This is a genomic window from uncultured Parasphingorhabdus sp. (assembly GCF_963975735.1).
GTDB lineage: Bacteria > Pseudomonadota > Alphaproteobacteria > Sphingomonadales > Sphingomonadaceae > Parasphingorhabdus.
This window is the reverse complement of record NZ_CAXBIA010000005.1, coordinates 1-26,850: the sequence shown is the minus strand read 5'-3', so window position 1 is coordinate 26,850 and position 26,850 is coordinate 1. Positions and strand designations below refer to the sequence as shown.

Annotated in this window: 27 protein-coding genes; 16 read left to right on the top strand and 11 right to left on the bottom strand. The window is 58.5% G+C overall.

All coding sequences use genetic code 11. The annotated features are described in order from the left end of the window. Nucleotides 1-6: 6 nt before the first annotated feature. Together tolB and pal are read left to right on the top strand one after the other, a co-directional pair. Nucleotides 7-1,347 (top strand): Tol-Pal system beta propeller repeat protein TolB, encoded by a 1,341-nt coding sequence (tolB, locus tag AACZ86_RS08130; protein ID WP_339691224.1) that lies wholly within the window; start codon nt 7-9, stop codon nt 1,345-1,347. A 75-nt stretch (nt 1,348-1,422) separates the two neighbouring features. Beyond that, on the top strand, nt 1,423-1,929 hold the full coding sequence (pal, locus tag AACZ86_RS08125) for a peptidoglycan-associated lipoprotein Pal (protein WP_339691463.1): 507 nt from the start codon (nt 1,423-1,425) through the stop codon (nt 1,927-1,929). Nucleotides 1,930-2,006: 77 nt separating this feature from the next. Here pal and AACZ86_RS08120 read toward each other — a convergent pair whose 3' ends face one another. The 3 genes from AACZ86_RS08120 to AACZ86_RS08110 form a co-directional block, all read right to left on the bottom strand. Continuing rightward, complete coding sequence (locus tag AACZ86_RS08120; protein ID WP_339691222.1) at nt 2,007-2,303, bottom strand: hypothetical protein; 297 nt, start codon at nt 2,301-2,303, stop codon at nt 2,007-2,009. Nucleotides 2,304-2,351: 48 nt separating this feature from the next. After that, the gene (locus AACZ86_RS08115; protein WP_339691221.1) at nt 2,352-5,264 is read right to left on the bottom strand and encodes a pitrilysin family protein; all 2,913 of its coding nucleotides are present in this window, start codon (nt 5,262-5,264) and stop codon (nt 2,352-2,354) included. A 111-nt stretch (nt 5,265-5,375) separates the two neighbouring features. After that, nucleotides 5,376-5,981 carry a methyltransferase domain-containing protein gene (locus AACZ86_RS08110; RefSeq protein ID WP_339691219.1) on the bottom strand — a complete coding sequence of 202 codons (606 nt, stop codon included), beginning with the start codon at nt 5,979-5,981 and terminating at the stop codon, nt 5,376-5,378. 126 nt (nt 5,982-6,107) lie between these two features. On the opposite strand from AACZ86_RS08110, the gene AACZ86_RS08105 reads away from it, so the two are divergent. Continuing rightward, nucleotides 6,108-6,428, top strand: a complete 321-nt coding sequence (locus AACZ86_RS08105) for an antibiotic biosynthesis monooxygenase (RefSeq protein ID WP_339691217.1) — start codon at nt 6,108-6,110, stop codon at nt 6,426-6,428. A gap of 17 nt (nt 6,429-6,445) precedes the next feature. Beyond that, nucleotides 6,446-7,807 (top strand): MFS transporter, encoded by a 1,362-nt coding sequence (locus AACZ86_RS08100; protein WP_339691215.1) that lies wholly within the window; start codon nt 6,446-6,448, stop codon nt 7,805-7,807. 10 nt (nt 7,808-7,817) lie between these two features. On the opposite strand, the gene AACZ86_RS08095 is transcribed toward AACZ86_RS08100, so the two are convergent. Further along, nucleotides 7,818-10,094 (bottom strand): CDC48 family AAA ATPase, encoded by a 2,277-nt coding sequence (locus AACZ86_RS08095; RefSeq protein ID WP_339691460.1) that lies wholly within the window; start codon nt 10,092-10,094, stop codon nt 7,818-7,820. Nucleotides 10,095-10,487: 393 nt separating this feature from the next. Here AACZ86_RS08095 and AACZ86_RS08090 point away from each other — a divergent pair, with 393 nt between their 5' ends. Further along, nucleotides 10,488-11,366, top strand: coding sequence for a LysR substrate-binding domain-containing protein (locus AACZ86_RS08090; RefSeq protein WP_339691214.1), 879 nt, complete (start codon nt 10,488-10,490; stop codon nt 11,364-11,366). Nucleotides 11,367-11,375: 9 nt separating this feature from the next. On the opposite strand, the gene AACZ86_RS08085 is transcribed toward AACZ86_RS08090, so the two are convergent. Further along, nucleotides 11,376-11,939: a carboxymuconolactone decarboxylase family protein gene (locus AACZ86_RS08085; RefSeq protein WP_339691212.1), complete on the bottom strand. Its 564-nt coding sequence runs from the start codon at nt 11,937-11,939 to the stop codon at nt 11,376-11,378. A gap of 9 nt (nt 11,940-11,948) precedes the next feature. Continuing rightward, entirely contained in the window at nt 11,949-12,398 is a 450-nt protein-coding gene (locus AACZ86_RS08080) for a peptidylprolyl isomerase (protein WP_339691210.1), read from the bottom strand. Between the two features lie 161 nt (nt 12,399-12,559). On the opposite strand from AACZ86_RS08080, the gene mgtE reads away from it, so the two are divergent. Beyond that, nucleotides 12,560-13,969, top strand: a complete 1,410-nt coding sequence (gene mgtE, locus AACZ86_RS08075) for a magnesium transporter (protein WP_339691207.1) — start codon at nt 12,560-12,562, stop codon at nt 13,967-13,969. A gap of 8 nt (nt 13,970-13,977) precedes the next feature. Beyond that, nucleotides 13,978-14,493 (top strand): GNAT family N-acetyltransferase, encoded by a 516-nt coding sequence (locus tag AACZ86_RS08070; protein ID WP_339691205.1) that lies wholly within the window; start codon nt 13,978-13,980, stop codon nt 14,491-14,493. Nucleotides 14,494-14,572: 79 nt separating this feature from the next. Here the strand turns inward: AACZ86_RS08070 and AACZ86_RS08065 are convergent, their stop codons facing one another. Further along, the gene (locus AACZ86_RS08065; protein WP_339691202.1) at nt 14,573-14,989 is read right to left on the bottom strand and encodes a hypothetical protein; all 417 of its coding nucleotides are present in this window, start codon (nt 14,987-14,989) and stop codon (nt 14,573-14,575) included. A 155-nt stretch (nt 14,990-15,144) separates the two neighbouring features. Between AACZ86_RS08065 and AACZ86_RS08060 the strand changes: the two genes are divergently transcribed. Further along, entirely contained in the window at nt 15,145-15,558 is a 414-nt protein-coding gene (locus tag AACZ86_RS08060) for a DUF1489 domain-containing protein (protein WP_339691200.1), read from the top strand. A 34-nt stretch (nt 15,559-15,592) separates the two neighbouring features. Here AACZ86_RS08060 and nudC read toward each other — a convergent pair whose 3' ends face one another. The 3 genes from nudC to AACZ86_RS08045 form a co-directional block, all read right to left on the bottom strand. After that, nucleotides 15,593-16,474, bottom strand: coding sequence for an NAD(+) diphosphatase (gene nudC / locus AACZ86_RS08055; RefSeq protein WP_339691199.1), 882 nt, complete (start codon nt 16,472-16,474; stop codon nt 15,593-15,595). A gap of 85 nt (nt 16,475-16,559) precedes the next feature. Next, complete coding sequence (locus AACZ86_RS08050; protein WP_339691196.1) at nt 16,560-17,903, bottom strand: serine hydrolase domain-containing protein; 1,344 nt, start codon at nt 17,901-17,903, stop codon at nt 16,560-16,562. Beyond that, a complete protein-coding gene (locus AACZ86_RS08045; RefSeq protein ID WP_339691193.1) occupies nt 17,900-18,967 on the bottom strand; it encodes an A/G-specific adenine glycosylase in 1,068 nt (355 codons plus the stop codon). Before AACZ86_RS08045 ends, AACZ86_RS08050 begins: the two co-directional genes overlap by 4 nt. A gap of 27 nt (nt 18,968-18,994) precedes the next feature. On the opposite strand from AACZ86_RS08045, the gene AACZ86_RS08040 reads away from it, so the two are divergent. The 6 genes from AACZ86_RS08040 to AACZ86_RS08015 all read left to right on the top strand — a co-directional run bounded on the left by AACZ86_RS08040 (nt 18,995) and on the right by AACZ86_RS08015 (nt 25,269). Further along, nucleotides 18,995-19,678, top strand: a complete 684-nt coding sequence (locus tag AACZ86_RS08040; protein ID WP_339691190.1) for a DciA family protein — start codon at nt 18,995-18,997, stop codon at nt 19,676-19,678. Further along, nucleotides 19,675-20,358, top strand: coding sequence for a thioredoxin domain-containing protein (locus tag AACZ86_RS08035; protein ID WP_339691188.1), 684 nt, complete (start codon nt 19,675-19,677; stop codon nt 20,356-20,358). Before AACZ86_RS08040 ends, AACZ86_RS08035 begins: the two co-directional genes overlap by 4 nt. A gap of 33 nt (nt 20,359-20,391) precedes the next feature. Beyond that, nucleotides 20,392-21,135: a thioredoxin domain-containing protein gene (locus tag AACZ86_RS08030; RefSeq protein WP_339691187.1), complete on the top strand. Its 744-nt coding sequence runs from the start codon at nt 20,392-20,394 to the stop codon at nt 21,133-21,135. 71 nt (nt 21,136-21,206) lie between these two features. After that, the gene (gene smc, locus AACZ86_RS08025) at nt 21,207-24,644 is read left to right on the top strand and encodes a chromosome segregation protein SMC (RefSeq protein ID WP_339691186.1); all 3,438 of its coding nucleotides are present in this window, start codon (nt 21,207-21,209) and stop codon (nt 24,642-24,644) included. A gap of 111 nt (nt 24,645-24,755) precedes the next feature. Beyond that, on the top strand, nt 24,756-25,037 hold the full coding sequence (locus AACZ86_RS08020) for a BrnT family toxin (protein ID WP_339691185.1): 282 nt from the start codon (nt 24,756-24,758) through the stop codon (nt 25,035-25,037). After that, nucleotides 24,988-25,269, top strand: a complete 282-nt coding sequence (locus tag AACZ86_RS08015; RefSeq protein ID WP_339691182.1) for a BrnA antitoxin family protein — start codon at nt 24,988-24,990, stop codon at nt 25,267-25,269. The genes AACZ86_RS08020 and AACZ86_RS08015 overlap by 50 nt, the downstream gene beginning before the upstream one ends. On the opposite strand, the gene soxR is transcribed toward AACZ86_RS08015, so the two are convergent. Beyond that, nucleotides 25,266-25,709, bottom strand: a complete 444-nt coding sequence (gene soxR / locus AACZ86_RS08010; RefSeq protein ID WP_339691180.1) for a redox-sensitive transcriptional activator SoxR — start codon at nt 25,707-25,709, stop codon at nt 25,266-25,268. The two genes, AACZ86_RS08015 and soxR, sit on opposite strands and share 4 nt — an antisense overlap. A 288-nt stretch (nt 25,710-25,997) precedes the next feature. Between soxR and AACZ86_RS08005 the strand changes: the two genes are divergently transcribed. Together AACZ86_RS08005 and AACZ86_RS08000 are read left to right on the top strand one after the other, a co-directional pair. Further along, nucleotides 25,998-26,399: a VOC family protein gene (locus AACZ86_RS08005; RefSeq protein ID WP_339691177.1), complete on the top strand. Its 402-nt coding sequence runs from the start codon at nt 25,998-26,000 to the stop codon at nt 26,397-26,399. Next, a complete protein-coding gene (locus AACZ86_RS08000; RefSeq protein ID WP_339691176.1) occupies nt 26,396-26,776 on the top strand; it encodes a VOC family protein in 381 nt (126 codons plus the stop codon). Before AACZ86_RS08005 ends, AACZ86_RS08000 begins: the two co-directional genes overlap by 4 nt. Nucleotides 26,777-26,850 lie beyond the last annotated feature (74 nt).

Here is a 26,850-nt window from a genome sequence, read left to right as displayed (position 1 = left end):
CCAGACATGCAATCGCCCGCCCCCTATATCCGAACCTTCATCCTTGGCATCATCGCCAGCGTTGGACTGACCGCAACCGCGCACGCGCAGTTGACGGTCGATGTCGACAATAGCGGATCGGAGGAACTGGTGATTGCGGTTCCGGGACTGCCGACCCCGCAAAATGTCGACACGCCCGCCGGCAATACCGCTGAACTGGGCGCGAAGATCAGCGATGTTATCGTCACCGATCTGCGGTCCAGCGGATTGTTCAAGCCTGTCGGCCGCAATCAGGTTCGCGGGATCAGCTTTTCTGAAGTGACCGCTCCGCAATTTCCGTACTGGAGCGGCACCAACGCTTCGGCGCTGATTCAGGGCTTCATCAAGACCAATCCCGACGGCAAGCTGACGGTCGGCTGCTATCTTTATGATGTCGCGCTGGAAACCGAACTCACCCGCCAGGGTTTTGTCGTCGAACCCCGCGACTGGCGCAGGGCCGCGCATAAATGTGCCGATGCCATCTATTCCCGGCTGAGCGGCGAATCGCCGTTTTTCGACAGCCGTATCGCCTATATCGCCGAGACCGGTCCCAAGGGTAACCGGGTCAAGCGGCTGGCCATCATGGACAGCGACGGTGCCAATCACCGGTTCATCACCAACGGCCAGGCCACCGCTCTGACACCGCGTTTCTCTCCCGATTACAAGAGCATCGTCTATCTCAGCTTTCTCGACGGCAACCCGCGCATCTATATTTACGATATCGGGACCGGTCGTCAGCGGCTGATCACCCAGAGCACCAACCCGACTTTCGCCCCGCGCTGGTCGCCGGATGGCAAATGGATCCTCTATTCCATGGCGATAGCCGGTAACACCGACATCTATAAAGTGTCGTCTGCAGGCGGAGCCAACCCGCAACGCCTTACCTTTTCCCCCGGTATCGATATCGGCGGCAGCTTTTCGCCCGATGGCGGACGGATTGTCTTTGAAAGCGACCGCTCCGGCAGCCAGCAGCTTTATGTGATGGACGCAAATGGCGGCAATGAACGACGGATCAGCTTTGGCGGCGGCCGCTTTGCGACACCGGAATGGAGCCCGCGTGGCGATCTGATCGCCTTCACCAAAATGGCCGGCAATTTCCGCATTGGCGTCATGACGCCAAGCGGCGGCGGCGAACGGCTGCTCACCAACAGCTGGCAGGACGAAGCGCCGACATGGGCGCCCAATGGTCGCGTCATCCAGTTTTTCCGGACGACAAGGGGAAATGGCGCCACCGGAATCTGGCAGGTCGACCTGACCGGCAGCAACGAACGACAGTTGCCGACTCCGGTCAATGGTTCCGATCCGGCATGGGGTCCCTTGCTGCCATAAATTAGAAACGCGACAAGCCTTTGGAAAAAGGCTATATATATCCGAAGGGCTAACTCAAATAGGAGCAATATGATGATCAAATATGCGACCCCCCTCCTGATTACCGCCAGCCTCGTACTGGCCGGTTGTTCAAAGAAACCACCAGAAGAACTGCCGCCGGCACCAATTGGTACGGCCCCGACACCTGCGCCGACCGGACCTTCTGGCCCGGGCTATGCACCCGGTTCGCAGGGTGATTTCCTCGCCAATACAATGTCCGACAAAATCTTGTTCGATACCGATCGCTTCAATGTCGATTCCCAGGATCAGCTTATATTGCAAAGCCAGGCACAATGGCTGGCACAAAATCCAAATGCGCGGATTACCATCGAAGGCCATGCCGACGAACGCGGCACCCGCGACTATAATCTGGCGCTGGGCGAACGCCGTGCCAATGCGGCGAAAAACTATCTCGCCTCGCTGGGTGTCAGCCCGGCGCGCATGACCACGGTCAGCTATGGCAAGGAACGCCCCGACGCGCTCGGCTCCAACGAAAGCGCCTGGGCACAGAACCGCCGCGCGGTCAGCGTCGTCGTCCGCTAGACCGATCTGGACTGACATATAAAAAGGGCCGCTACCTCTGCAGGTAGCGGCCCTTTTTTTGATCCGGAAAAATCCGACTATTTCTTGGTGCCGGTCATCGCCATTTCACCAAAAGCGCCCGCTTTTACCGAACCGACGAGTTCGCCGTCGGTAATCACTGCATCGCCTTCGAGCTTCATCGGCATGGGAACGGTCATGTTCATTTCCCAGGTAATATGATTACCGTCGACCTTGCCATTTTCAACATCCATAGCGCCCATTGCGCCGGCGTTGTTGCCGGTGAACGTGTCACCGTCGGTTACGATGGTGAATTCCGAAGTCTGGTCTCCCATCGGGGATTTCGTCACACAAGCATAAGTTCCATCAATAGACATTCCATTCTCCTTTTTATGTCAAAGCCGTGATCCGGCCCGGACTGGCGATTACTCGTCACCCTCTGCCGAATCGTTCGAACCACTCTCACTATTAACAGCAGTGTCACTAGCTTCATAGCCGCGATATTCGATCGGCATATCAAGGGCATCCAGCTGGGATTTGATCTTGGACACGTCACCGACAATGACCCAGGTGAATTTATCCGGGTCGATTGCATCGGCCATCGCCTTGTTCAGATCATCAGTCGTCAACGCTTTATAGCGATCCGCGACGGTTTCCGCATAGTTGGACGGCCTGCCCAACATCACGTCACCCTGCATCTGGCTCAAAATGCTCGGCGTACGTTCGAACTGGCCGGGCAATTCGCGAACATTGCCGTTGACCGTGCGTTCCAGTTCGGCTGGCGTAACGCCATTTCCTCCCAGAAAGTCCCGGACCTGCGCATCAATTGCGGCGACGGCGGGACCGGTCTGATTGGTCTGGACCGGTGCACGCATGGTGTAGAGCACCCGGTCTTCGCCGCGCAGCACGGTGTTGCGGGTGCCGTAGCTCCAGCCCTTGGTTTCGCGCAAATCCATATTGATCCGCGAAAGGAAATTGCCCCCCAGGATCTCGTTTGCGGCGTTGAGCGTCAGCAAATCGTCAGAGCCTTTATAGGGCAATACCTGTCCGGCCAAGATCATCGACTGCGGAGAATTGGGGCGGTGGATGGCAATGATCCGTCCCTGCCCTTCGGGAATGGGTGCGTCGAAATTCTTCGCCGGCGCCGCTTTTCCGGTGCCTTTCCACTTGCCGAAACGCATCTCCAGCTTGCTGACCAGCTCCTGCTTGTCGATCTTGCCCGCTGCAAAGATCGTTGCCTTCGCCGGATGCATCCATTGATGATGGAAAGCGGACAAATCGTCGCGGGTGATAGCCGAGACCGTTTCTTTGGTACCATTACCGGACAGCCCGCGGCCATAGGGATGTTCGGAACCGAAGAGCAGCGGCGGCAGCGTATTGCTGGCGATGCTCAGAGGATCGCTTTCCTCGCGATCGATCGCGGTCAGCTGCTGCACCCGGATGCGTTCGATATCATCCGCGTTGAACGCCGGGTTTTTGACGATGTCCGCCATCAGGTCGAGCGAAGCATCGAGATTGGGATTGACCGCGCTCAGGTCGACATCGGTACGGTCACGACCGCCACCGGTGCTGATATTGGCACCCAGCCGTTCCTGCTGTTCTGCGATTTCGATCGATGTCAGGCTGGTCGTGCCTTCTTCCAATATCGATGTCACGAAATTCTGCAGCCCGAGCTTCTCGGACGAATCCGCGCTGGTACCGGCGTTGAAAGACAGGGTCACCCGGGTCATCGGCACCGTATCACGATGGGCGAAATAGACCTTGATGCCGTTCGACAGCGTCGCGGTTTCGACATCGGGGAAATCGACATTCGGAATTTCACCTACCGGCGGCAGGTGAGACCGGTCGGGAGCGGTGACCGTCCCTGTTTCGCCATCCTGCGTATAGAAAGCCGGAGCGGTCAAAACGCCGGTCCGCGCGCCTATGCCAGCGCCCACTTCCTGATATTCGTCCCGCTCTCCCGGGACAACCGTGATACCAAGCACCGGACGGGTCAGCCATTTCTGCATCGCGGCCTTGACGGCTTCCGGTGTCGTCGATGCCAGTCGGGCGAGTTCCTTTTTATAATATTCCGGATCGTCGGAATAGAGTTTGCCCTGTGCCAGAGCGACCGCTTTACCACTGAAGCCGCCGACCTGTTCAAGACCGGCGATCCGTGCCGCCGCATCGCGGGTCGCGACCCGCTGCACTTCATCTGCTGTCGGACCGTTGACGATGAAATCGGCAATGATCTGATCGAGCCGTTTGGCGACGACATCAGCATCTTCACCCGGCTTCACGTCGGCCGTGATCTCGACCAGGCTGCCATGCACGAACGGCAACACATAAGCGGTAACGCTCACCGCATTTTTCTCTTCCCGCACCATGATATTGTCGAGCCGCGAACTGGCGAGACCGCCAAGCACGGTCATGCCGACATCGAGCGGCGTATAGTCGGGATCGTTCAGACCCGGCACCACCCAGTTGCGATAGATGCGCGTGGTCGCGACCTTGTCCTTCATCACCTCGTAGATCGGGGCATCAAGCGTCGGCAATTCAGGGTTGAGCTGCGGGATCGGCTTGCCACGGGGAATCGCGCCAAACCATTTGTTGACCTTCGCTTTCGCGGTCGCCGCATCAATATCGCCGGCCAGAACGAGGATCGAATTATTCGGGCCGTAATGGTCGGTGAACCAGAGTTTCATATCGTCGAGCGACGCGGCTTCGAGATCCTCCAGCGAACCGATCGTGTCATGCCCGTAAGGATGGTCGGACGGAAACAGCAATTCGGTCTGGCGATAGCCGACCAGCCCATAGGGACGATTGTCGCCCTGACGCTTTTCGTTCGAGACCACGCTGATCTGGTTGTCGAGCTTCTCCTGCGTCACCGCGCCGAGCAGATGGCCCATCCGGTCGCTTTCGAGAAACAGAGCAACATCCAGCGCGGAGGTCGGGACGGTCTGGAAATAATTGGTCCGGTCGAGCCAGGTCGTGCCGTTGAGATCGGTCGCGCCAATCTGCCGCAGCGGTTCGAAAAAATCACCCGGCGCATTTTCCGATCCGTTGAACATGATATGTTCGAACAGATGGGCATAGCCGGTCTTGCCCTTCGGTTCGTTGGCCGAGCCGACGCCATACCAGATCGAGACCGCCACAACCGGTGCCTTGCGGTCGGTATGCACCAGCACCTTCAACCCGTTGTCGAGCGTGAATTCTTCATAAGGGATATCGACCGCGTCGACCAGTTCGCTGACCGGCGCCGGCTTGGCCGATTCATGATGTTTGGCCAGAGCCGGAGCGGCAACCGTCAACGCCGTGGTGGATAAAGCCAGAAACAGGGAACGGGACAAACGGGACATCAAAACTTTCCTCTCAATCATAATGCGAGTGACATGGATTTGGACATGCCGGTAAACAGGGCCTTGCGGCGCATTGGCTTCGACAAACGGCATTCGATCATCGACAAACGCCTATTTTGTCTTCCAGCCCCAGAACAGGTGACAGGGCAGGATATTCCAGAAGGAATAGCCGCTGTCGATATGGTCAAAATGTGGTTCCATGAAGGCGCGCGCCTTTTTGACAAACTGGTAGACGAGAAACGCTCCGCCGGGCCGGATTGCCTCATAGGTTTCTTTGGCGATTTTGGGCCCGAGCTGATCAGGCAATGTCGAAAAAGGCAGGCCGGACAGGACATAGTCGGCTTTCTCGTGACCGAGCTCGCTGATGATCTTCTGCACATCGGCAGCAGAGCCGTGGATCGGATAGAAACGGCTGTCGTGGATGGTCTTGCCGAGATAATCGATGAAATCGGGATTCAGGTCGATCACGACAAGCATCGCGCCGGGCTTCAGCCGTTCGAGTACGGGGCGACAGAATGTGCCCACACCCGGACCATATTCGACGAACAGATCGCATTCGTCCCATTTGACGGGCGCAAGCATCTTCTTGATCGTGATGTCGGACGACGGCATGATCGAACCGACCATCACCGGATGCTTCAGAAAGCCCTTGAAGAATACACCCCAGGGCCCGAGACGCCGCTCCACCCGCGACTTGATGCGATCGATAAATTTCATTTTGGCGATACTATTAGTCAACTCGGTCCTCCGGTACCAGATCAAACCGTCTTACTAGGGCGTTACAGCACCGGTGACAAATATAATACGGGTTGCCCGTTACAATCGACCGGCTAAAAGAGAGCGATGAAGCTTCATCCAAAAGACTCGATCGCGGTCATATTTTGCGCACAGCGCACCGGCACCGGTGACGAGGCTTATCAAAGCGCAGCGGCGGCAATGGGTGAACTGGCAGCACAGCAACCCGGCTATCTCGGAGAAGACCATGCGCGGTCTGCGGATGGCCTGGGGATTACCGTCAGCTATTGGCGCGACGACGGCAGCGCGAAAGCATGGCGCGACCACCCGGATCATATTGTCATCCGCGAACGGGGTCGCGGGGAATGGTATAGCGAATATAGTCTTCATGTCGCCCGCATCGAACGAGCCTATGACTGGCAGAAATAGCGTGGCATAGGAAATCTATGGCCGATTCACCCGATATTGAACCGCTCGAGCGGATAGCTTCTTCCGTTCCCGATGCGAAACCGATCGACAGCACCCGGATGGCCGTGCTGTTCTCGGTCATGCTGGTGACAGCGTCCGGCAACACGGCCATGCAATCGATATTGCCGACGATCGGGACACAGCTCAATATCCCCGACTTCTGGGTCAGCGCGGCGTTCAGCTGGTCAGCCCTGCTCTGGGTCTATACCGCTCCAAAATGGGCGCGCCAGTCCGATCACCGTGGCCGGAAAGCGCTTATGCGCCTCGGCATGATCGGCTTTACGACCTCGTTCGCGCTAGCGGGTCTGGCGCTGTTTCTGGGACTGCTCGGCTGGTATAGCGCGGTATGGACCTTTGTCCTGTTCGCTTTTTTCCGCAGCCTTTATGGCGGTCTGGGGTCGGCTGCTCCGCCTGCGGTACAGGCCTATGTCGCAGCCCGAACCGCGCGCGCCGACCGGACCAAGGCGCTGTCCCTGATATCGTCCTCCTTCGGGCTCGGCACCATCGTCGGGCCGGCCATTGCGCCTTTGCTGATCCTTCCGGTTCTGGGTCTTTCCAGCCCGATGTTCGCCTTTGCCGCAATCGGCATAGTGGTGATGGTGGCGCTAGCGCTGAAACTGCCCAATGACAATCCGGGTTTTCATGCGCGCGGCGTGGTGACGTCCGAGCCTTATAGCAGCGCACCTTCCTCCGGCAGTTTGAAGGAAGAGGATGATTCCACCGAAGAGGAAGCCAGTCTGCCGCCGCGCTTGCGCTGGGGTGACGAGCGGATCAAGCCATGGCTGATCACCGGCATATTAGGCGGCAATGCCCACGCTCTGATATTGGGCGTGGTCGGCTTTCTAATTCTCGACCGGCTCGGCTTGCGCGGTGACCCGGAAACGGGAATCCAGATGACCGGCATCGTTCTTATGTCCGGCGCAGCAGCGACCCTGCTGGCCCAATGGGGCCTGATCCCGCTGCTGCAAATGGGACCGCGGACCTCGATATTATGGGGCATGGTCCTGGGAGCAGTGGGCTGCCTGATCATCGGCCTGTCCCATGATCTGCACGGCATCATCATCGGTTTCGCCGTGGCGTCGCTGGGCTTTGGCCTGTTCCGTCCGGGCTTCACAGCCGGAGCATCGCTCGCCGTCAAACGGTCGGAGCAGAATGGTGTTGCCGGCATTGTTGCATCGGTCAATGGCATGGCGTTCATCGCCTCGCCGGCGCTGGGAGTATTGCTCTACACCTATGCCGGACCGCTGCCGTTCTGGCTGGCGATTACGGTTTGCGTTTTCCTGTTCGGTTGGGGCTTCAAGGCCCTAGAGCTCGACGACCGGATGACCGCCGAGCAATAGGGCCCTGCCTTTAGTGTTTGCTGTCCTTGATCGGCGTCAACATTCCCGGTGACACAAAGCCGATCGGCTCTACCCGCATGGCATTTTGCTTCAGCTGGGACTCCATCTTGGAATATTCTTCCTCCATTTCCGGCGTCACCGAAGCGCGACTGTCTTCCAGCGCCTTTTCGAAATGCTTCATCTGCACGGTCTCGACCAGTCCGCCAAATTCGCGCAGCGCGTGAAGCCCGGCACGACGGACAAGATCTTCCAGATCGGCACCGGAATAACGATCGGTGCGCTCTGCCATCTCGTCAAGATCGACATCCTTGGCCAGCGGCATCTTCGACGTATGGATAGCCAATATGCGGCGGCGTCCAGCCTTGCCCGGAACCGCAACATAGACCAGTTCATCGAACCGGCCCGGCCGCAGCAATGCCGGATCGACCAGACCGGGGCGGTTGGTTGCGCCGATCAGAATGACCGACTGCATTTCTTCCAGACCGTCCATTTCGGCGAGAATCGTATTGACCACGCGTTCGGTAACCTGGGAATCTCCCATGCCCCGCCCGCGCGCCGGTACCAGACTGTCAATCTCGTCGATGAACAGGATCGTCGGCGCGACTTGCCTTGCCCGGGCAAAGAGACGGGCAATCTGTTGCTCGCTCTCGCCGTGCCATTTCGACAGCAGGTCGCTCGATTTCGTGGCGATGAAATTGGCTACGGCTTCGCGGGCGACTGCTTTTGCCAGCAGGGTCTTGCCGGTTCCCGGAGGACCGTACAGCAGAAATCCCTTGGCCGGACGGATGCCCAGTCGCGTGAACGCTTCCGGATTCTTGAGCGGAAGCTCGATTCCCTCTTTCAGCCGCATCTGCGCCTCGTCGAGGCCGCCGATATCTTCCCAGCGAACGTCGGGAACCTGCACCATGACTTCGCGCATGGCTGATGGCTGGACCCGTTTCAGTGCTTCGACAAAATCATGCCGTTGCACAACCAGTTCTTCAAGCACCTCCGGCGGCACCGTTTCCGATTCCAGATCGAGCTTCGGCATGATCCGGCGCACGGCCTCGATCGCCGCTTCCCGCGTCAATGCCGCCAGATCGGCGCCAACAAAACCATAAGTGGTACGCGCCAGTTCTTGCAGATTGACCGCCTTGTCGAGCGGCATTCCGCGTGTATGGATGCCCAGAATTTCGCGGCGACCCGCAACATCGGGCACGCCGACAATAATTTCCCGGTCGAAACGCCCGGGGCGACGCAATGCTTCATCAATTGCTTCCGGACGATTGGTTGCCGCGATAACCACCAGATTGAGTCGTGACTCAAGACCATCCATCAAAGTGAGCAGCTGGGCTACCAGGCGTTTCTCGGCTTCGCCTTGCACCTGTCCGCGTTTCGGCGCGATCGAATCGATCTCGTCGATGAACAGGATGGAGGGTGCCGCCTTGGTTGCGGCATCAAATATCTCGCGGAGCTTTTTCTCCGACTCGCCATATGCGGAGCCCATGATTTCCGGACCGTTGATCAGGAAAAATTCCGCTTCGCTTTCATTGGCGACAGCCCGGGCGAGCCGTGTCTTGCCGGTACCCGGAGGGCCATGCAACAACACGCCGCGTGGTGGATCGACGCCTAGCCGGGTGAATAATTGCGGATAGCGCAACGGCAATTCGACCATTTCCCGCAGCTGGTCGATCGTTTCATGCAAGCCGCCAATATCGTCATAAGTGACGTCGGCACGGCGGTGCTCGGTCGATTCTTCATATTCCGGCCGCAGCTCGACCTCGGTCTCTTCGTCAATATGGACAATGCCCTTGGGCACGGTCGAAACGACGTTGAGCCGGATTTGAGTGAGGGAAAAAGCCGGAGCAGCCAGCATTTGCCGCAATTGCGGCGGCATATCACCACGATCAACCTGTTGCTGGCCGTGGGTTGCAACAAAGTCACCCGCCTTTAGCGGACGCCCCATGAAACTGCGCTTCAGGCCGCCACCATTGCCCTGCAGGCGGAGATCCTTCTGGGCCGGAGCGAAAACGACTTTCTTCGCCGGCTTCGATTCGACCTTGCGGATTTCGACAAAGTCACCCGCTCCGACGCCGGCATTGGCACGCTGCAGGCCGTCGAGCCGGACAAAATCCAGACCTTCGTCTTCCGGATAAGGCAGGACGGCGCGCGCCGGCGTGGCCTGCTTGCCGACAATTTCGACAACATCGCCCTCGATCAGCCCCAGTTTCCCTAGATTATCACGGGATAGCCGGGCCAGGCCACGACCGCTATCCTCGGGTCGGGCGTTGGCAACTTGCAGTTTCAACTGCTTGCCATCATCTTCCGGCTTGTCTTTATTCGGTGCTGGATCGGACACGGGGGCGTATCTCCTCAATATCGTTTTGGTTGTTTCCAATAAGATAGGGATCGCGGTACCGATATGCGACTCTGATTTTCAATTGCCGGGTCTTGCGGCGGAATTCGGCCAAAAAAAAGGCCAGTTCCGAAGAACTGGCCTGAAAAGTTTTTAGGAGAGGATGCCTGAAAGGCTCATCCTAGATGCAGCGAAACCGATTATTGTGCAAGTGCGAAAAGAACATTGCGGGTTGCACAACTTGCAACTTATCATTATTGCTAGTGACAGTTTTCCGCCATTGTCCCGATTCTTAATTCATTTTGCGTTGCACAAAGCTGATTTAACAACAATATTGGTCATTCTATGCGCCGTCTTCCTCCCCTCCGCGCCCTCGAGGCCTTCATTCGTGTCGCCCGTCTGGGCTCTTCCAAGGCTGCAGCAGCGGAACTGGCTCTGTCAGCCCCTGCCCTCAGCCGCCGAATCAAATCGCTCGAAGACCATATCGGCAAACCGCTGTTCGAACGGCGCAACCAGTCGATGGTCCTCAACGGGGACGGGCAGACACTGCTGAAAGCCGTTGCTCCGGCGATGGAAACCATCGGCGAAGCGGTCGACCAGATGACCGTGACCGGAGGCGACATGCGTCTGCGCCTCGGCGTTCTGCCGCTGTTCGGAGCGACGCGTCTGTTTCCGAAGCTGCCCGAGCTGAAAAAACTATATCCCAAGCTGAATATCGATGTCGATACATCCTCCCACGCCGAGAATATGCTGGGCGATGCCGTCGATGCGGCGATCATCATTAGCGATGATGTCGATCCCAATCTTTATTCGGTGAAGCTGGACAGTAACAAGGTTTACGCAATCGGATCTGTGGAGCTGACGCAGGGACCAAATGCTGTAAAACGTCCGGAAGATTTGCAGAATCACAATATCCTGATCCACAGCAACATGACCCGGGCCTTTGACCAGTGGAAAAAAGCGGTCGGGCTACCGGATTTGCATCCGGCCGGTATCGACCATCTCGACAGCGGCCCCCTGATGCTGGAGGCAGCGGCTCAAGGGCTTGGCATCGCGATCATGCACGGTGGCCATTTCTCCGACGCGAATGATCCGCGGCTGGTCCGGCTGTTCGACCATCAGGTCGACAGTCCTTACAGCTACTGGTTCGTATGCCGCAAACGCGACATGAAGAACCGGGCTGTCCGGATTTTCCATGACTGGGTAGTGCAAGCGAATCTGTAGGGTCGGGATCTAGGCGGTGAGATCGGGGTCCAGCACCAGATCGTCGTCGAGCTGCACGCCAAAGCTGTTCAGCAGCATCGATACCTGACTATATTGACCCACGGTCAGAACCAGATCCATCCGCTGCTTTTCGGTGAGCTCCGAAAGAGCCTCCCAAGTGGCGTCCGACACATGGCCGTCGCCGGTCAGTTCGTCAGTTGCTTTTAGCATGGCGCGTTCGACAGGGGTCCAGCCCGGCGCGTCGGGACCGGCCTTGATCCGCTCGATCTCTTCGTCGGTCAGGCCGCAATCCTTGCCGATGCGGACATGTTGTGCCCATTCATAGCCGGCCTTCCAGTTGAAGCCGGTGCGCAATATGATGATCTCGCGCTCGCGAGCGGCCAGATCATTATGGCCGGAGAGGATATAGCCGCCCCACCACATGAACGCTTTATAGGCTTTCGGCGCCTTGATCAGCGTCCGGAAAATGTTGAGAATTTTCCCGGAGCGAAAGCGCTCGCCCAGCATCGCCCGATGCTCGGGACCGAGTTCTGACTCGGCGAGCGGGGCGATCCTGGGTTTATCGAGACGCATTCCTATTTATTAGGCCAGTGTGACCGACTTGATCGCGCCTGGCTTTGCTGGTGGTTCGCCCTTTGGCAGTGCGTGAACCGCTTCCATGCCGGAGGTCACTTCACCCCAGACCGTATACTGGCCGTCGAGGAAGCCCGCATCGTCGAGGCAGATGAAGAACTGGCTGTTGGCGCTGTTCGGGTCCATCGTGCGGGCCATCGAGCAAGTGCCTTCGACATGCGGCTCTTTGGAAAATTCTTGCGCGATATCGGGCTTGTCGCTGCCGGACATGCCGGTACCGGTCGGGTCGCCGCCCTGTGCCATAAAGCCGTTGATGACGCGGTGGAAAACAACGCCGTCATAAAAGCCTTCGGCTGCCAGTTCGGTAATCCGCTCTACATGGTTCGGGGCCAGGTCAGGCCGGAGCTTGATTTCAACATCGCCTGTATCGAGGTGGAAAGTCATTTTTTCGTGCGCCATCTTGTCTATTCCTTTTCGTTCATTGAATCGATCTTGGGGCGCATATAGCTAGCGTGATTGAAAAAATCACCCTGCCTTGGGTAAAATGTCACAAAAGATTGCAATTATACGGTCGCCACGACTAGTAAGCAGCCAAACGCGCACAGAAGGGGAGCTTCGCGATGACCGAGATCAACGACGCCCCGCATGACGAGATCATACGCGAGGATGTTCTCGACGACGACAACCGGCTGACCGACGAATTTGTGCGCTCGGTTTCCGACGCGGTGTCGGATAATGATTCCACGCTGGCGCAGGAACTGGTCAACCCGCTGCACAATGCCGACATTGCCGATCTGTTCGAGCTGGTCGATTCGGATGAGCGTGCGCCTCTAGCCGCCGCTCTCGGCGATCTGGTGAGCGCCGATGTGCTCGCCGAGATGAACGAGCATGTTCGCGAAGATCTGATGGAAGCGCTGGACGCGAGCCAGATTGCTGACCTCACCGAGCAGCTCGACACCGATGACGCTGTCGCGATCATCGAGGATCTTGAAAAGGGCGAGCAGCAGGCGGTCCTTGCCGAGCTCGACGCCGAAGACCGCGCCGCGATCGAGAGCGCCCTCACCTATGAGGAAGAAACCGCCGGTCGTATCATGCAGCGCGAATTTGTCGCGGTGCCCGAACATATGATGGTCGGCGATCTGATCGACTATCTCCGCAAGAATGACGATCTGACCACGGAATTCTGGGAAATCTATGTAGTCGATCCGACTTTCCGTCCGATCGGCACCTGCCAGCTCAGCTGGATCCTCAGGACCCCCCGCGATATAGCGATCGCCGATGTGATGAAGCGCGAACAGTCGCTGATCCCGGTCAATATGGACCAGGAAGAAGTCGCATTACGCTTCCAGAAATATAATCTGATCTCGGCTGCGGTCATCAACGATGACGGCCGCCTGATCGGGATGATTACCGTTGATGACATTCTCCATATTGTCGAGGACGAGGCCAGCGAAGACGTGCTGCTGCTCTCCGGCGCCGGCGACGGCGATATCAACGAGCCGATCCGCGATTCCTACGTCGCCCGCGTCCGCTGGCTGATTGCCAATCTGGCGACGGCGCTGATCGCCAGTTTTGTCATCGCAATCTTTGGCGCGGCAATCGAGCAGATGGTCGCGCTGGCAGTATTGATGCCGATCGTGGCGTCGATCGGCGGTAATGCCGGCACCCAGACCATGGCCGTCTCGGTCCGCGCGCTGGCAATGAACGAACTGACCCGCTCCAACACCCGCCGGATCATCGGCAGGGAATTCCGGATAGCCCTGCTCAACGGCGCCACGATCGCCGTTCTGGTCGGGCTCGGCACCGGACTGGTCTTCGCCAATCCTATGCTCGGCGGGGTCATCGCGGTCGCCATGCTGATCAATATCGTGATCGCCGGATTTGCCGGCATTTTCGTTCCGGTGATGCTGGACCGGCTCGATCAGGATCCGGCCCTCGCCTCGTCGGTTTTCGTCACCATGATCACCGACACTATGGGCTTTCTCGCCTTCCTCAGCCTCGCCGTCGGCAGCGGGATGGTCAGCCTCTAGAGCGCCGGGTGATTGAAACCGAACGCCTGCTCCTCCGTCCGCATATCGCAGACGATTTTGAAGACTGCCTCGCCATGTGGCAAGATCCGGCAGTTGTGAAATATATCAGCGGCAAACCCGCCACCGAGGCGGAAGCATGGACGCGATTTCTAGGATATTTAGGGCACTGGAAAATCATGCGTTATGGCTTGTTCGTGCTGATAGAAAAATCATCCGGTCAATTCATGGGAAATGTGGGGTTTAGCGACTTCCGGCGCGGATTGGGACCCGATTTCGATCCCTTCCACGAAGCCGCCTGGGTATTGGCAACGGCGGCCCATGGCAAAGGCTATGCGCAGGAAGCCATGGTGGCCGCGCAAAGCTGGCTCGATGAAGAGTTCAGTCCCGCCCAGACTGTTTGCATTATCAGTCCCGAAAATATCCCGTCGATCAATCTGGCCGAGAGGCTTGGCTTTCTTCCAACCAGAGAATCCATTTATAACGAAAAGACAGTCAGGCTGTTTGAACGTCTAAGGCCAGAATGAAGAGGATAGCTCGGAATCACGCACTCCGACACGATGGCCTTTCTCGCCTTCCTCAGCCTCGCCGTCGGCAGCGGAATGGTCAGCCTCTAGTATCGGTATAGACCCCGACAAAATTGCGCAGGTCGTTATATATCCGTTCCCGCGCGCCATCGCCGATCATTTCGCAACTGAGCGCATCGAAACCGGGCCGGTTTTCGCACGCTGCCAGACGGATTGCGGCGAGCAGCCATATCTCGTCCGGGGTGGTCAGCGAGCAGCAGGGGCGTCCGATCTGGAACGGCTCCGGCCAGGCAAATCCGATCGTCTCGGCGACAATCAATATGCGCGTCGCTGCCCGGTCTCCACCCAGCCGTGCGGACAATTGGTCCCAGCAGTCATAATTGTTCCGGCTCGCCATCACCGCCACCCGGAATGCGATAATCAGCCTTGCCTCGACCGATGGCAAAGTCCGGATGTCCGGTAATGGCATCGCCAGCTTCTCTAAAATCTCGCCCAATATCCGTCTCCTGCAAATTTGATTCTTCCCTTAATATGATATTGATAATCATTTGCAATAATAAACTTGAGGATATTTGGTCCGGTCCGGCTGGTTTGATATAGGCTGACCGGAAGGTGCTTGACTAAAACGGTCGTCGCCCACAGATGTTGGTCATGCCACTCAATATGACGAAAATTGCCTATCGCAGCGAAAGCCCCGCGACACTGCGGAACTGGCTCGAATCTCACAAGGACAATAGCGCCACAAGCGGCGAAGCGCGGCTCACCACCCGCTATCTCCCAAAGCGTCACGCCGAAATGGTCGGCGGTTCGCTCTACTGGATCCACGCGAAGAAAATTGTCGGCCGCTCGCCGATCATCGGCTTCATGGACAATGGCGAGGGGAGGCAGTGGATCCGACTGGAGCCCCGGCTTATCGCCGTCCAGCCGATTCCCAAACGCGCCCATCAGGGCTGGCGCTATCTCGAGGAAAAGGATGCCCCGGCCGATCTCGGCGATGGCGCGGAAGGAGCCGAAGAGATGCCTGCCGAAATGCTCGGCGAGCTGGCGAGCCTGGGGCTGGTCTAGGCCTTCTCAAACAGGGCGGCGCAGCCCGTTCCGGTCAGCCCTTGCTATCCACCCAGTGCTTGAGCAGATCATGAGCAATCGCAAATGGCGGCGGAGCGACAAACAGCGCGCCCGGTTCGCCGTTCATCGCCGCTTTGACCTCGTCGAGCGAGAACCATGCCGCTTCTTCAATCTCTTCCTCATCGAGCGTCAGCGTCGGATCGTCGGTGACGCTGGTGCAGGCGATCATCAGTGATGAAGGGAAAGGCCATGGCTGGCTCGCGACATAGCGGACGTCGCGTACCTTGATTCCGGCCTCCTCGAACAGCTCGCGCTTAACGCAGCCTTCGATACTCTCGCCGGGTTCCAGAAATCCGGCCAGAGCGGAAAAGCTTTTTGGCGGGAAGCGCGGTTGTCGACCGAGCAGCACCTTGCCCTCGCATTCCGACAACATGATCGCCACCGGATCGGTGCGCGGGAAATGTTCCGCGCCGCAGCCGTCTTTCTCGCGGTCGCACAGACGCGCCCAGCCGCCCTTGCGGGACTCGGTCGGCTTGCCGCATTGCGCGCAGAATTTGTGGCGTGCGTGCCAGTCGACCAGGCTCCGAGCGGTCGCATAGATTGCCGCCTGGTCAGCCGGCAGATTGCCCAGCGTCTGCCACAGTGCCCGGTTGGCCAGGGGACCGGCATCCCCTGCCCCGTTCAGTTCGGCGAAAAAGGGCGTGTCGTCTTCAATCCCCAGCAACAGCAGATCATTGTCCGGCGAGGCTTCGTAGGCGGCGCCCCACGCGAGATCGCCGTAATCGTCAAACACCGGGTTCAGACCATCCAGTTTGAGCAGCTTCGCCCGCGGGTTCATCATCGCGGCGCGCAACTTGTCCGGATTGACCCGCACTTGATCAACGCGGTCGAGCGTTCCGCCGGCAAAGGTCGGCACTATGGTTTCTCTGGCTGTCAGTATCTTTACTCCGTCTCAATTTCGCTTTCGGTCGCTCCCCGGACAGGGAACGGTTCAGTCCGGTTCAGGGGCTGGTCTTACCGGTGTCGACCGGTGCCGAGCCGTCAAGATCCGCGTAGACATATTTCGGAAAATCCGACTGGAACGGATAGCTGTTCGATGGGATATATTGCGTATAACCCCCTGCGCGGAGACCGCGCGAGGTATCTACAAATGCCGCCGTTCCTGCAGCGCCACCCCAACCGAACGTACCCGCGGGACTGTCAATCGTGCCCAGACCGGAACGTCCGCCAGCACCAAAGCCCTGTTTCGCAACCCAGGTGCCCGATGTGTCCGCCGTATCAGGCAAGAGGTTGGACATGCCGAGCTTCGCTGTCTCCGGCTCCATCACCTGGACATTGCCCATTTTTCCGAACCCCAGCAGCATTTGCAGGAATTTGTCATAATCGGCAGCCGACCCGACAAGGCCGGTGCTGCCGAAGGCGAAGGGAGGCTTATCAAGAAAAATGCTGGTTGCACCGGGATCGATCGGGATCAGCGATCCGGCGAATGGCGCATAATTATCCGCGAGATCGACCGCCCGGTCAGCCGGAACATGATAGAACATATTGTTCATGCCCAAGGGGCCGAACATCCGCTCATGCAGAAATTCATCAAGCGGCTTGCCGGAAACCTTCTCGATCACCGCGCTCAACACATCATGGCTAAGCGAATAGCTCCACTTGGTGCCGGGTTGATAGACCAGAGGCATTGTCGCGAGGCGCTTCATAAAGGTCATGATGTCCGGCGTGGGCGCACTCCGGTCGAAACCGGGGAGCGGGCTGCGGCTGACCCGGCCAGGCGTCAAGCCGGCGTCCAGATAGGCTTTCTGAATCGGGCCCTTGGAGATGATCGTATAGCCCAGACCAGCCGTATGGGTCAGCAACTGGCGGATCGTGATCGGTCCTTTTGCAGCCACGGTATTTTCGATCGGCCCTTCTGGCTCCGTCAACACCTGCATATCTGCAAAATCGGGGAAGATATCCGACAGCGGCTGGTCCATTGTGATCAGACCGTCTTCGATCAGCATCATCGTCGCCATGCCGGTAACCGGTTTGGTCTGCGAATACATCCGCCACAAGGTGTTGCCGTCGACCCGTTTTTCACCGCCGAGTGTCAGCGAACCTGCCGAAATCACCTGTGGAGCCGCCTGATCGAAGCCGATCATCGCCAGCATGCCTGCAACCTTCTTTTCCGCAACATATTGATTGATGACCTTGGTCAATCCGGGAAAGCTCGCCGCCATTTCCTTGGCAAATGCAACGCTTGGCATGCTGGCAAGAAACGCGCCGATGCCCATACCACCGAGTACGGAACGCCGTGAAAATGGAGACCCAAGCGACGTTGTTGAAAGTTGTTCAGATGTCATTTTTCTTCCTTCAGTTTCCAATCCACGGCCTTCGCATAAAGCGTCGGCAGTCCGGCTTCCGCTATGTTGTCCAGCGGCCACCAGATATTATCATCCTTGTTAGTAACCATTTTTCCGTCCTGATAAACAGCCAAATCGACTTCGAGCGAAAAATGGGTGAAGCTGTGCTGAACGATATTGTCGTGCACGCGCCATTCGCCGGCCATCGGCGGTGTCGCATGACCATCCTGGCCGGCCGCCCAGCCGTCGTCGGGCAGCGACCGCATACCGCCGAGCATGCCTTTCGGCGGCCGCGTCGCGAGCATTATTCGGTCCTGCTGCTCGATCCAGAAGAAACGCGCGCGACGAACCGGCTTGGCTTTTTTCGGTGCCTTGACGGGATAGCGTTCCATGCCGCCTGCCTTGAACGCCGCACATTGTTTCTGCACCGGACAGATGTCGCATTTCGGATTTTTCGATGTGCAGATAGTCGCGCCGATATCCATGCAGGCCTGGGCAAAATCCCCGGCACCATCACGCGGCGTGATCACATCCATCGCCGCCCGGATTTCAGCCTTGCCTTTGGGTAGCGGTGTATCGATGGCGAAGAGCCGCGCCACCAGCCGCTCGATATTCGCATCCACCACCACCGCTCGCTCGGCAAAGGCAATGGCGGCGATTGCAGCCGCAGTATAGGCGCCCACGCCAGGTAATTTTAAAAGCTCAGACTCTTTCTGAGGAAAGATTCCATCCATCTTCTCAGTGATATGCACGGCGCATTTACGAAGATTACGCGCCCGCGCATAATAGCCGAGACCGGCCCAGGCGGCCATGACGTCTGCTTCCTCGGCACCCGCCAAGTCCTGAACCGTCGGCCAGCGCCGCGTGAATTTCTCGAAATAGCTTTTGACCGCACCGACGGTCGTCTGCTGCAGCATGACTTCCGACAACCAGACATGATAGGGATCGGGCAAATTGCTACCCGGCGGTGACCGCCAGGGCAATTTTCGCGCGTTATCCACATAATGTGCACCGATATTGGCAGAAATTTTACGCGCTCTGGCGGGTATACTATCGACGGCCATGGCCGCGCCATGCCATAAAAGGATATAATGGCGAAGAAAATTGGCACCACTGGCGATGAAAAGGGCAACGAAAAGGCGATAACCGTCGCAACCGGCGCGCCCGCGTCCAAAAAAGCCGCCAGAAAACCAGCCGCCAGAAAATATCAGAAATACCAGCGTCCCCGCGGCGGTCCGGCTAAAAGCATCTCCGATCTGGTGCCGGAAATCGGCCGCGCCGCCTTTCGCCGCTATGGTTTCATCCAGAGCTCGGTGGTCAGCCGCTGGGCGGAGATAGTCGGCGACCGCTATGCTGCCGTGTCCCTGCCCGAATCGATCCGCTTTCCGCGCGGCGAGAAAGAGGGCGGGACATTGCATCTGCTCGTTACCGGCGCTTATGCGACGCTGATGCAGCATATTGCTCCGGATATCATCGAACGGGTCAACCGCTTCTTCGGCTATGGTGCGGTCAGTCATATAAGATTCAGACAAGGCACCGTAACTCCCAAGGAAGACAAGGGAAAGCGCACTCCGCTGCCACATTCGCTCAGACCCGCGCCGATCCAGCTGGGCGAAAATTTGCGCGATATCGGCGATGCGGAGTTGAACCGGGTACTCGAATCGCTCGCATCGGCAGTTGCAAAGGCGGAAGCGGACCCTAAGAAAGATGCGCAATTGAGTATAAAGGTCGTCGGCAAGATCGGTGGCGGTGACAAGAAGAAGGACCAGACATGAACTTGAGAAGCGCGTATCTTGCTTCGGCTTTGGTGGCCGCAACCGTAATCGCAGTACCGGCATCCGCACAGCAGGCCGACCGGGTCACCCTGTCGGCCATGGGCGGTCATGTCATGGGCAACCCGCTCGCCAGGCACAAGCTGACCGAATATATGAGCTACACCTGCAGCCACTGCGCGGCATTTGAAAAAGATTCCCATGCCGCCCTGACCACCGATTTTGTCAACAAGAGCCGGGTCAGCTTCGAAGTCCGCAATCTTGTTCTCAACCCGATCGACCTCTCCGCTGCCATGCTCGCACGCTGCGGCGGACGGACCAAATTTTTCGGCAATCACCGCGCTTTGCTGCTGAAGCAATCGACATGGCTCGCGAAATTCCAGGCCACTCCCCCGGAAGTGATGAAAACGATGAACGACGGCACGGTTCCGCAGCGGCTCAAGAAAATTGTCAAGGCAGCCGGTCTCGACATATTGATGAAAGCTCGTGGCTTCACCACAGCACAGATCGACGCCTGCCTGTCGAATCAGACCGAGCAGGACAAGATATTGGCGATGACAAAATATGCCACGGACACGCTCAAACTAAGCGGAACGCCAAGCTTTACGCTCGGCGATCAGCCGCTCGCCGACGTCCATAGCTGGACGGCGCTCAAACCCAAATTGACGGCTCTTCCGCAATAGACATTCGATATTTTCAGGAAACAGGAACAGACTATGCGCACATTCAACTATATTGCACCTCTGGCTTTCGCTCTGGCGCTGAGCGCTTGTGGCGAAGCCACCGAAACCGAAACCGGAGCAAGCTCTTCCGGAGCGGTCGAAGCAGTAGAAGCGCCTGCCGGACAGAAATGGTCCGAAACGGTTGCGAAAAGCGAAGCCGGCGGCATTGTCATGGGCAATCCCGATGCGCCGATCAAGCTGGTCGAATATATGTCGATCACCTGCTCGCACTGCAAAGATTTCGGGGAACAGGCCTTTGCCCCGCTGCGCGATACATATGTCGAAAGCGGACGGGTGAGCTTTGAAATCCGCAATTTCGTTCGCGATCCTCTGGATCTTACCGCTGCCCTTCTTTCCCGCTGTGGCGGTGAAGCGCCGTTCTTCCCGCTGACCGAACAGGCTTTGGGTTATCAGGCAACCATGTTTGAAAAAGCGCAGGGCATGGGCGAAGCAACCTATAGCGGCATATTGCAGTCCGAGCCGAAGGTCCGCTTTGTTCGCCTTGCCGAACAGCTTGGCCTGGTCGCCTTCTTCCAGCAGCGCGGTATTTCCGAAGACCAGGCCAAGGCGTGCCTGGCTGACACGGCAGCGGCTGAAAAGCTGATGGCCGATACCCAGAAAGGTGCCGAGGAATTTAATATCGAGGGAACGCCTACATTCCTGATCAACGGGCAAAAAATAGAAGGCACCAACTGGGCCATGGTTGAAACCAAATTGAAGGAAGCAGGCGCAAGATAGGCGCCGGGCCAATCGCAGAGGGGGAGCGATTTGAATCTGGTCACTGATAGGGGCTGCACGGGGATCACGACGTGCAAATAAAGAAGCTCAGACTCTCGGGCTTCAAAAGCTTTGTCGATCCGACAGAGCTGCGCATCGAAAAGGGGCTGACCGGCGTGGTCGGCCCCAACGGTTGCGGCAAATCGAATCTTCTGGAAGCCATCCGCTGGGTGATGGGCGAAAACTCGGCCAAGTCGATGCGCGGCGCCGGCATGGAAGATGTGATCTTCGCCGGCACCCAGGACCGGCCAGAACGGCAATTTGCCGAAGTCGCACTGACCGCGGAACGCGAAACCAATGACGTATCTTCGCTGCATGTCGGCGACAATGACAGCGAACTGGAAATTGTCCGGCGGATCGAGCGCGGGGCTGGCTCCGCCTATCGCGCCAACGGCACAGATGTCCGGGCCAAGGACATCGCGCTGATCTTCGCCGATGCCGCCACCGGCGCGCACAGCCCTGCCCTCGTCAGCCAGGGCAAGATATCCAACATCATCTCCTCCAAACCCGAAGCACGGCGCGAAATGCTGGAGGAAGCCGCCGGCATCTCCGGCTTGCACGTCCGGCGCAGGGATGCCGAACAGAAATTGCGCGCGGCGGAGAAGAATCTCGCCCGTCTCGATGATATTCTCGGTGACATGGAACAGCGCGCCGCCAATCTCCGGCGGCAGGCCAAACAGGCAGAACGCTACCGCAAGCTGAGCGGTGAAATCACCACCGTCGAAGGACGACTGATCTACGCGCGCTGGAAGGAAGCTGCCGCTGCCGCCGATATCGCCAGAGCGGAAGCGGAGGCCGCCGAAGCCAAGGTCAGCGAAGCGCAAAGCGAGCAGCAAGCCGCTGTGTCTGCGCAGAATGAAAGCGCCAAGGCGCTCGGAATATTGCGGGCTGAAGTCCAGCGGGCGCGGGAAGAAGCGAGCGAATCCAGCCACCGGCTGCTGACCCTGACCAACGAACGCGACAATCTGAAATCGCGACTGCTCGACCTGCAGGCACAGGCCCAGCGGATTCACGATGACAATGCCCGCGAAGACCAGCTGACCCGCGATGCGATGGAAGCGCTGGACCGTCTCGAACAGGACGAGAAGCGGCTTTCGACGGAACTGACCGATCTCAACAAGGAACGACCCGATCTCGAACGCGCCGCAGAGCGATCCGAGCGCGCTGCCAGCGAAGCCGAAGTCGACCTCGCCAAGGCGGTGGCCGAGGAAGCGCGGATTCAGGCTGAGATTAAAGTTGCCAATGCCGCCGTAGGGGCGGCGCAGGCGCGCCATGACCGGCTGGCTGTCGAACTGGACCGGCTCAACGCCGAACGCGCCGAGATGGGCGACGAGGCAGAGCTGCAGACCGCGCTCGCCGAAGCGATTGCGACACGGGAAGCGGCGCAGACAAGAGCAGACGGCAGCGGCGGCAAGATTGCCTCGCTCGAGGAACAACGGGTTCAGGCCGCCGCGGCGCGCGATGCCGCGCAATCGGGCCTTGCCACGCTGAAGGCGGAACTGGCCGGACTGCGCTCGGAACATCACGCGCTGGATCGCGAACTGTCGAAAGTCGAAAGCGCGCACAAGGCGATTGATCAGGTCAAACCGGCACCCGGCTATGAACGGGCATTGGCGGCGGCGCTGGGCGATGATCTGCTTGCCTCGGTCGGCGAAGACGGCGACCGTTTCTGGGGTGGCGGCGAGATGACCGCATCCGGCAAGCCACCGGCGGGAACCGAAACCCTGCTCGATCAGGTTCAGGCACCGAGCGAATTGCACAATCGCCTGTCTCAGATCTTTGTCGCCGATAACGATGACGGACAAGAACTCTCGGTCGGCCAGCGGCTGGTCACCAAGGCGGGCGCGCTGCGCCGCTGGGACGGCTTTGTCGCCCGCGACGACGGCAATGCCAGCGCGGAAAGACTGGTTCGCGCAAACCGTCTGCGCGCATTGCAGGATATGCTGGTGCCAGCCGAGAAAAAGGTCGCAGAGGCAGAAGCGACACTGGTTGCTGGCCGCGAAGCGATGTCGGCAATCGAGATCCAACTCGGCGAAGCCCGCACTGCGCGGCGCGATGCCGAGGAGGCGCTGCGCCAGTCATTGCGCGAAGCCGATCAGGCGGAAGAAGCGCTGGCCTGGCTACAGAAACGCACCGCCAGCCTCGCCGAACGGGATGCCGCGCTGAAAGCGGAAAATGCCACCGCGCTTGCCGAACTGGAAGCAGCACAAAAGGAACGCGCCAGCCAGCCAGACGGGGCGGAGCAGGAGCGCGCACGGGCGGCCTTGCAGGATCAGCGCGACGCGGCGCGGCAACGGGTCATGTCCGCACAAGCCGCGCTCTCCGGCATCGACCAGAGGCTCGCGCAGGTCAAAGAACAGAAAGCAGTCGCCAGCGCGCAAATCCGTTCGTGGCAGGATCGCTCGGGCGAAGCCGAAGCGCGGATGAAGGAAATGGCCAAGCGCGGCGCCATGATCGAGGCCGAAGTCGAAAATCTCGCCGACCGGCCGCGGGTGATCGAGGTCGAGGTCACAAAGCTGGAAGAACGGCAGGAAGCGCTCAACGCAAAAGTGGTAGAGAAGGACGCCGCGCTGCAGGCCGCCGAACTAGCTCAGCGCGACCATGAAGACCGGCTCAATCAGGCCAGTGAAATGCTCAGTCAGGCGCGGGAACTGCGTGCCGGAGCAAAAGCCCGCGCCGAGAACCAGGATCTGCGCCGGATGGAAATGGGCCGTATTTCGGCCGAGAAATTTGAATGCCCTGCTGTGGTATTGCCGAAAAAACTCGAATTTGACGAAGAGACGGTTGGTGATGCATCGCAGGAGTCGGCGGAACTCGAACGCCTCTCGCTCAGCCGCGAACGGATCGGGCCGGTCAATCTGGTCGCCGCCGACGAACTGGCGGAACTGGAAGGCGAGTGGGAGAAATCGACCAAGGAAAGCCAGGACCTGAACGAAGCGATCCATCAATTGCGCGGATCGATCGGCAGCCTCAACCGCGAAGGCCGCCAGCGCCTGCTCGCCGCGTTCGAGGAAGTCGACCAGCATTTCCAGCGGCTGTTCGCGACCCTGTTCGATGGCGGCAAGGCCCATCTCGAGCTGATCAACAGCGACGATCCGCTCGAGGCCGGGTTGGAAATCATGGCCCAGCCACCGGGTAAGAAGCTGACTTCGCTGACATTGCTGTCGGGCGGAGAGCAGGCTCTAACCGCTGTGGCACTTATATTCGGACTATTTCTAACCAATCCGGCACCTATCTGCGTGCTAGACGAGGTCGACGCCCCCCTCGACGACGCCAATATCGAGCGTTTCTGCGACCTGCTCGACAAGATGGTCGCCGAGACCAGCACCCGCTATCTGATCGTCACCCACAATGCCGTGACCATGAGCCGCATGCACCGGCTGTTCGGGGTGACCATGGTCGAGCGCGGGATTTCGCAGCTGGTGTCGGTCGATCTGAACGCTGCGGAAGAGTTGCTGGCGGCGGAGTAGCCGTTGACATTTGCAATAAATGTAACTACATAAATTATAGGATTTGGCAGATTAGGCCAGACCTATAGCCATCGCGGGTTCTTTGGATGATAAAACTTCCGGGAAGCCTGTATGAAAATAACATTCGACCCGGCGAAGCGCCAGTGGACCCTCGAGGCCCGGGGATTGGATTTTGCGGATGCCGCTTTGATTTTTCAAGCGCGTCATATTTCGCAACTTGATGATCGACAAGAATATGGGGAAAAACGATTTATAACTTACGGATATATCGGCAGTCGAATAGTCGCCATGGTCTGGACGGAGCGTGGAACCAGCCGGAGAATCATTTCACTGCGGAAAGCCAATGAACGAGAGCAAAGAAAAGTCAGAGAAGCCCTGGACAGACCCGGATGATCCGCCAGAATGGACGGACGATCAGTTTGAGCGAGCAGCCATCTGGGACGGTAGCAAACTGGTACGCCCCGCCGATGGCACGCTCACCAAGCCCGGGCGGCCAAAACTGAAAAACCCGAAACAGCAGGTCACCCTGCGTCTGGACAAGATTGTTCTGGAGACATTCAAAGCCTCGGGTGCCGGATGGCAGACCCGGATCAACGAGGCATTGCGCGAGGCGTTGAAACTCTAGTCCCCCAAAACCAACCTTGGCCCCGGCCCCTTGAGCCCCGCCCGGTCCTCGGGGTTATAAAGCTTGCATTTCTTCAGGCTCAGGCAGCCGCAACCGATGCAGCCGTCGAGCCGGTCGCGGGTTCGTTCCAGTTCCGCGATCCGCGCGTCGATCACCCCGCGCATCGCCTTGCTGATCCGGGTCCAGTCGGCCTGCGTCGGCGTGCGACCGTGGGGTAAGTTGGTGAGTAGACGCGCAATCTCGCCGATGCTCAGACCGAGTTGCTGGGCGATCAGGACGAAACTGAGCCGGCGGATGTCGGAGCGCAGGAAGCGCCGCTGGCCGCCGGCCGAGCGAAAGGGTTCGACCAGCCCCTTTTCCTCGTAGAAGCGGATCGCGGAGACCGAGAGACCGGTGCGGGTGGCGAGGTCGCCGATGGTTAGCGCTTTGGTTACGGGCATATGCGTCTCCAATATTTCCTCCCCGTTGCGCAGCAATGGGGAGGTGGCGTCCGCCGAAGCCTTGGCGAAGGCGGGTGACGGAGGGGCCCCTCCACCATCCTTCGGATGGTCCCCCTCCCCATGCTGCGCACAGGGAGGAAAAAATAATAGCTTGACCTCAACTTAACTTGAGATTGTACGAATCGCAAGCATGGAGAATTGGCGGGCTCGGAAAGCCGTCTGCAAGGCGGAAAACATGCTTCCAATTCTTCCAATATAGTGATGCCAATATTGCGAGGAAGACAGTATATGAAACTCAATCAGGTCACCGTCGGATGCGTCGATTATGACCGGTCGGCGGCATTTTACCGCCGGCTCGGCCTCACCCAGATCGTCGACTCCCCTCCCCGTTATGCCCGGTTCGAGACGCCCTCGGGCGAAACCTTCTCTATCCACGCGGTGGAGAAGACCGGAGCGCCAACGACCATGATCTACTTCGAATGTGACGATCTCGACGAGGTCGTCGCGGATCTGCAGTCCAAAGGCCTTACCTTCGATATGCAGCCCGTCGACCAGAGCTGGGGCTGGCGCGAAGCCCGGCTCAGCGATCCGGCTGGCAACCCTATCTGCCTGTTCTACGGCGGCGACAACCGCCGCTTCCCGCCGTGGCGGATCGACCATTCAACAACGGAGAAAGGAAATGAAAAATGAACAACGGAAAACTCGAGCATGTCAACATAACGGTCAGCGACCCGCAACGGAGCGCCGACCTGCTGCACGATCTATTTGGCTGGCATATCCGGTGGGAGGGGCCATCAATGTTGGGTGGCCACACGATCCACATCGGGACGGATGACGACTATATCGCGCTCTACACCAACCCGGACGTTCGCGCCGCCGACCCCACGTTCACCAAGGGCGAGCCGATGAACCATATCGGCGTGACGGTCGATGATCTGGATGCGGTAGAGGCGAAAGTCGTGGCGGCCGGATTGGACCCCTTCGGCCAAGATAACTATGATCCCGGCCGGCGCTTCTATTTCTTCGACTGGAACGGGATAGAGTGGGAGGTGGTGAGCTATCGATAAAACTCGTCATCCTGAACTAAGGACGGTAGTTCTGTATTATGTTGATTTTGCATGATAAATATCGACATAATTTA

What these genes read in the sequence shown, in the direction of transcription:
- tolB (WP_339691224.1), top strand. Translation starts at nt 7, where the DNA reads ATGCAATCGCCCGCCCCCTATATCCGAACCTTCATCCTTGGCATCATC.
- AACZ86_RS08120 (WP_339691222.1), bottom strand. Translation starts at nt 2,303, where the DNA reads ATGTCTATTGATGGAACTTATGCTTGTGTGACGAAATCCCCGATGGGA.
- AACZ86_RS08115 (WP_339691221.1), bottom strand. Translation starts at nt 5,264, where the DNA reads ATGTCCCGTTTGTCCCGTTCCCTGTTTCTGGCTTTATCCACCACGGCG.
- AACZ86_RS08110 (WP_339691219.1), bottom strand. Translation starts at nt 5,981, where the DNA reads ATGAAATTTATCGATCGCATCAAGTCGCGGGTGGAGCGGCGTCTCGGG.
- AACZ86_RS08105 (WP_339691217.1), top strand. Translation starts at nt 6,108, where the DNA reads ATGAAGCTTCATCCAAAAGACTCGATCGCGGTCATATTTTGCGCACAG.
- AACZ86_RS08100 (WP_339691215.1), top strand. Translation starts at nt 6,446, where the DNA reads ATGGCCGATTCACCCGATATTGAACCGCTCGAGCGGATAGCTTCTTCC.
- AACZ86_RS08090 (WP_339691214.1), top strand. Translation starts at nt 10,488, where the DNA reads ATGCGCCGTCTTCCTCCCCTCCGCGCCCTCGAGGCCTTCATTCGTGTC.
- AACZ86_RS08085 (WP_339691212.1), bottom strand. Translation starts at nt 11,939, where the DNA reads ATGCGTCTCGATAAACCCAGGATCGCCCCGCTCGCCGAGTCAGAACTC.
- AACZ86_RS08080 (WP_339691210.1), bottom strand. Translation starts at nt 12,398, where the DNA reads ATGGCGCACGAAAAAATGACTTTCCACCTCGATACAGGCGATGTTGAA.
- mgtE (WP_339691207.1), top strand. Translation starts at nt 12,560, where the DNA reads ATGACCGAGATCAACGACGCCCCGCATGACGAGATCATACGCGAGGAT.
- AACZ86_RS08060 (WP_339691200.1), top strand. Translation starts at nt 15,145, where the DNA reads ATGCCACTCAATATGACGAAAATTGCCTATCGCAGCGAAAGCCCCGCG.
- AACZ86_RS08050 (WP_339691196.1), bottom strand. Translation starts at nt 17,903, where the DNA reads ATGACATCTGAACAACTTTCAACAACGTCGCTTGGGTCTCCATTTTCA.
- AACZ86_RS08045 (WP_339691193.1), bottom strand. Translation starts at nt 18,967, where the DNA reads ATGGCCGTCGATAGTATACCCGCCAGAGCGCGTAAAATTTCTGCCAAT.
- AACZ86_RS08040 (WP_339691190.1), top strand. Translation starts at nt 18,995, where the DNA reads ATGGCGAAGAAAATTGGCACCACTGGCGATGAAAAGGGCAACGAAAAG.
- AACZ86_RS08035 (WP_339691188.1), top strand. Translation starts at nt 19,675, where the DNA reads ATGAACTTGAGAAGCGCGTATCTTGCTTCGGCTTTGGTGGCCGCAACC.
- AACZ86_RS08030 (WP_339691187.1), top strand. Translation starts at nt 20,392, where the DNA reads ATGCGCACATTCAACTATATTGCACCTCTGGCTTTCGCTCTGGCGCTG.
- AACZ86_RS08020 (WP_339691185.1), top strand. Translation starts at nt 24,756, where the DNA reads ATGAAAATAACATTCGACCCGGCGAAGCGCCAGTGGACCCTCGAGGCC.
- AACZ86_RS08015 (WP_339691182.1), top strand. Translation starts at nt 24,988, where the DNA reads ATGAACGAGAGCAAAGAAAAGTCAGAGAAGCCCTGGACAGACCCGGAT.
- soxR (WP_339691180.1), bottom strand. Translation starts at nt 25,709, where the DNA reads ATGCCCGTAACCAAAGCGCTAACCATCGGCGACCTCGCCACCCGCACC.
- AACZ86_RS08005 (WP_339691177.1), top strand. Translation starts at nt 25,998, where the DNA reads ATGAAACTCAATCAGGTCACCGTCGGATGCGTCGATTATGACCGGTCG.
- AACZ86_RS08000 (WP_339691176.1), top strand. Translation starts at nt 26,396, where the DNA reads ATGAACAACGGAAAACTCGAGCATGTCAACATAACGGTCAGCGACCCG.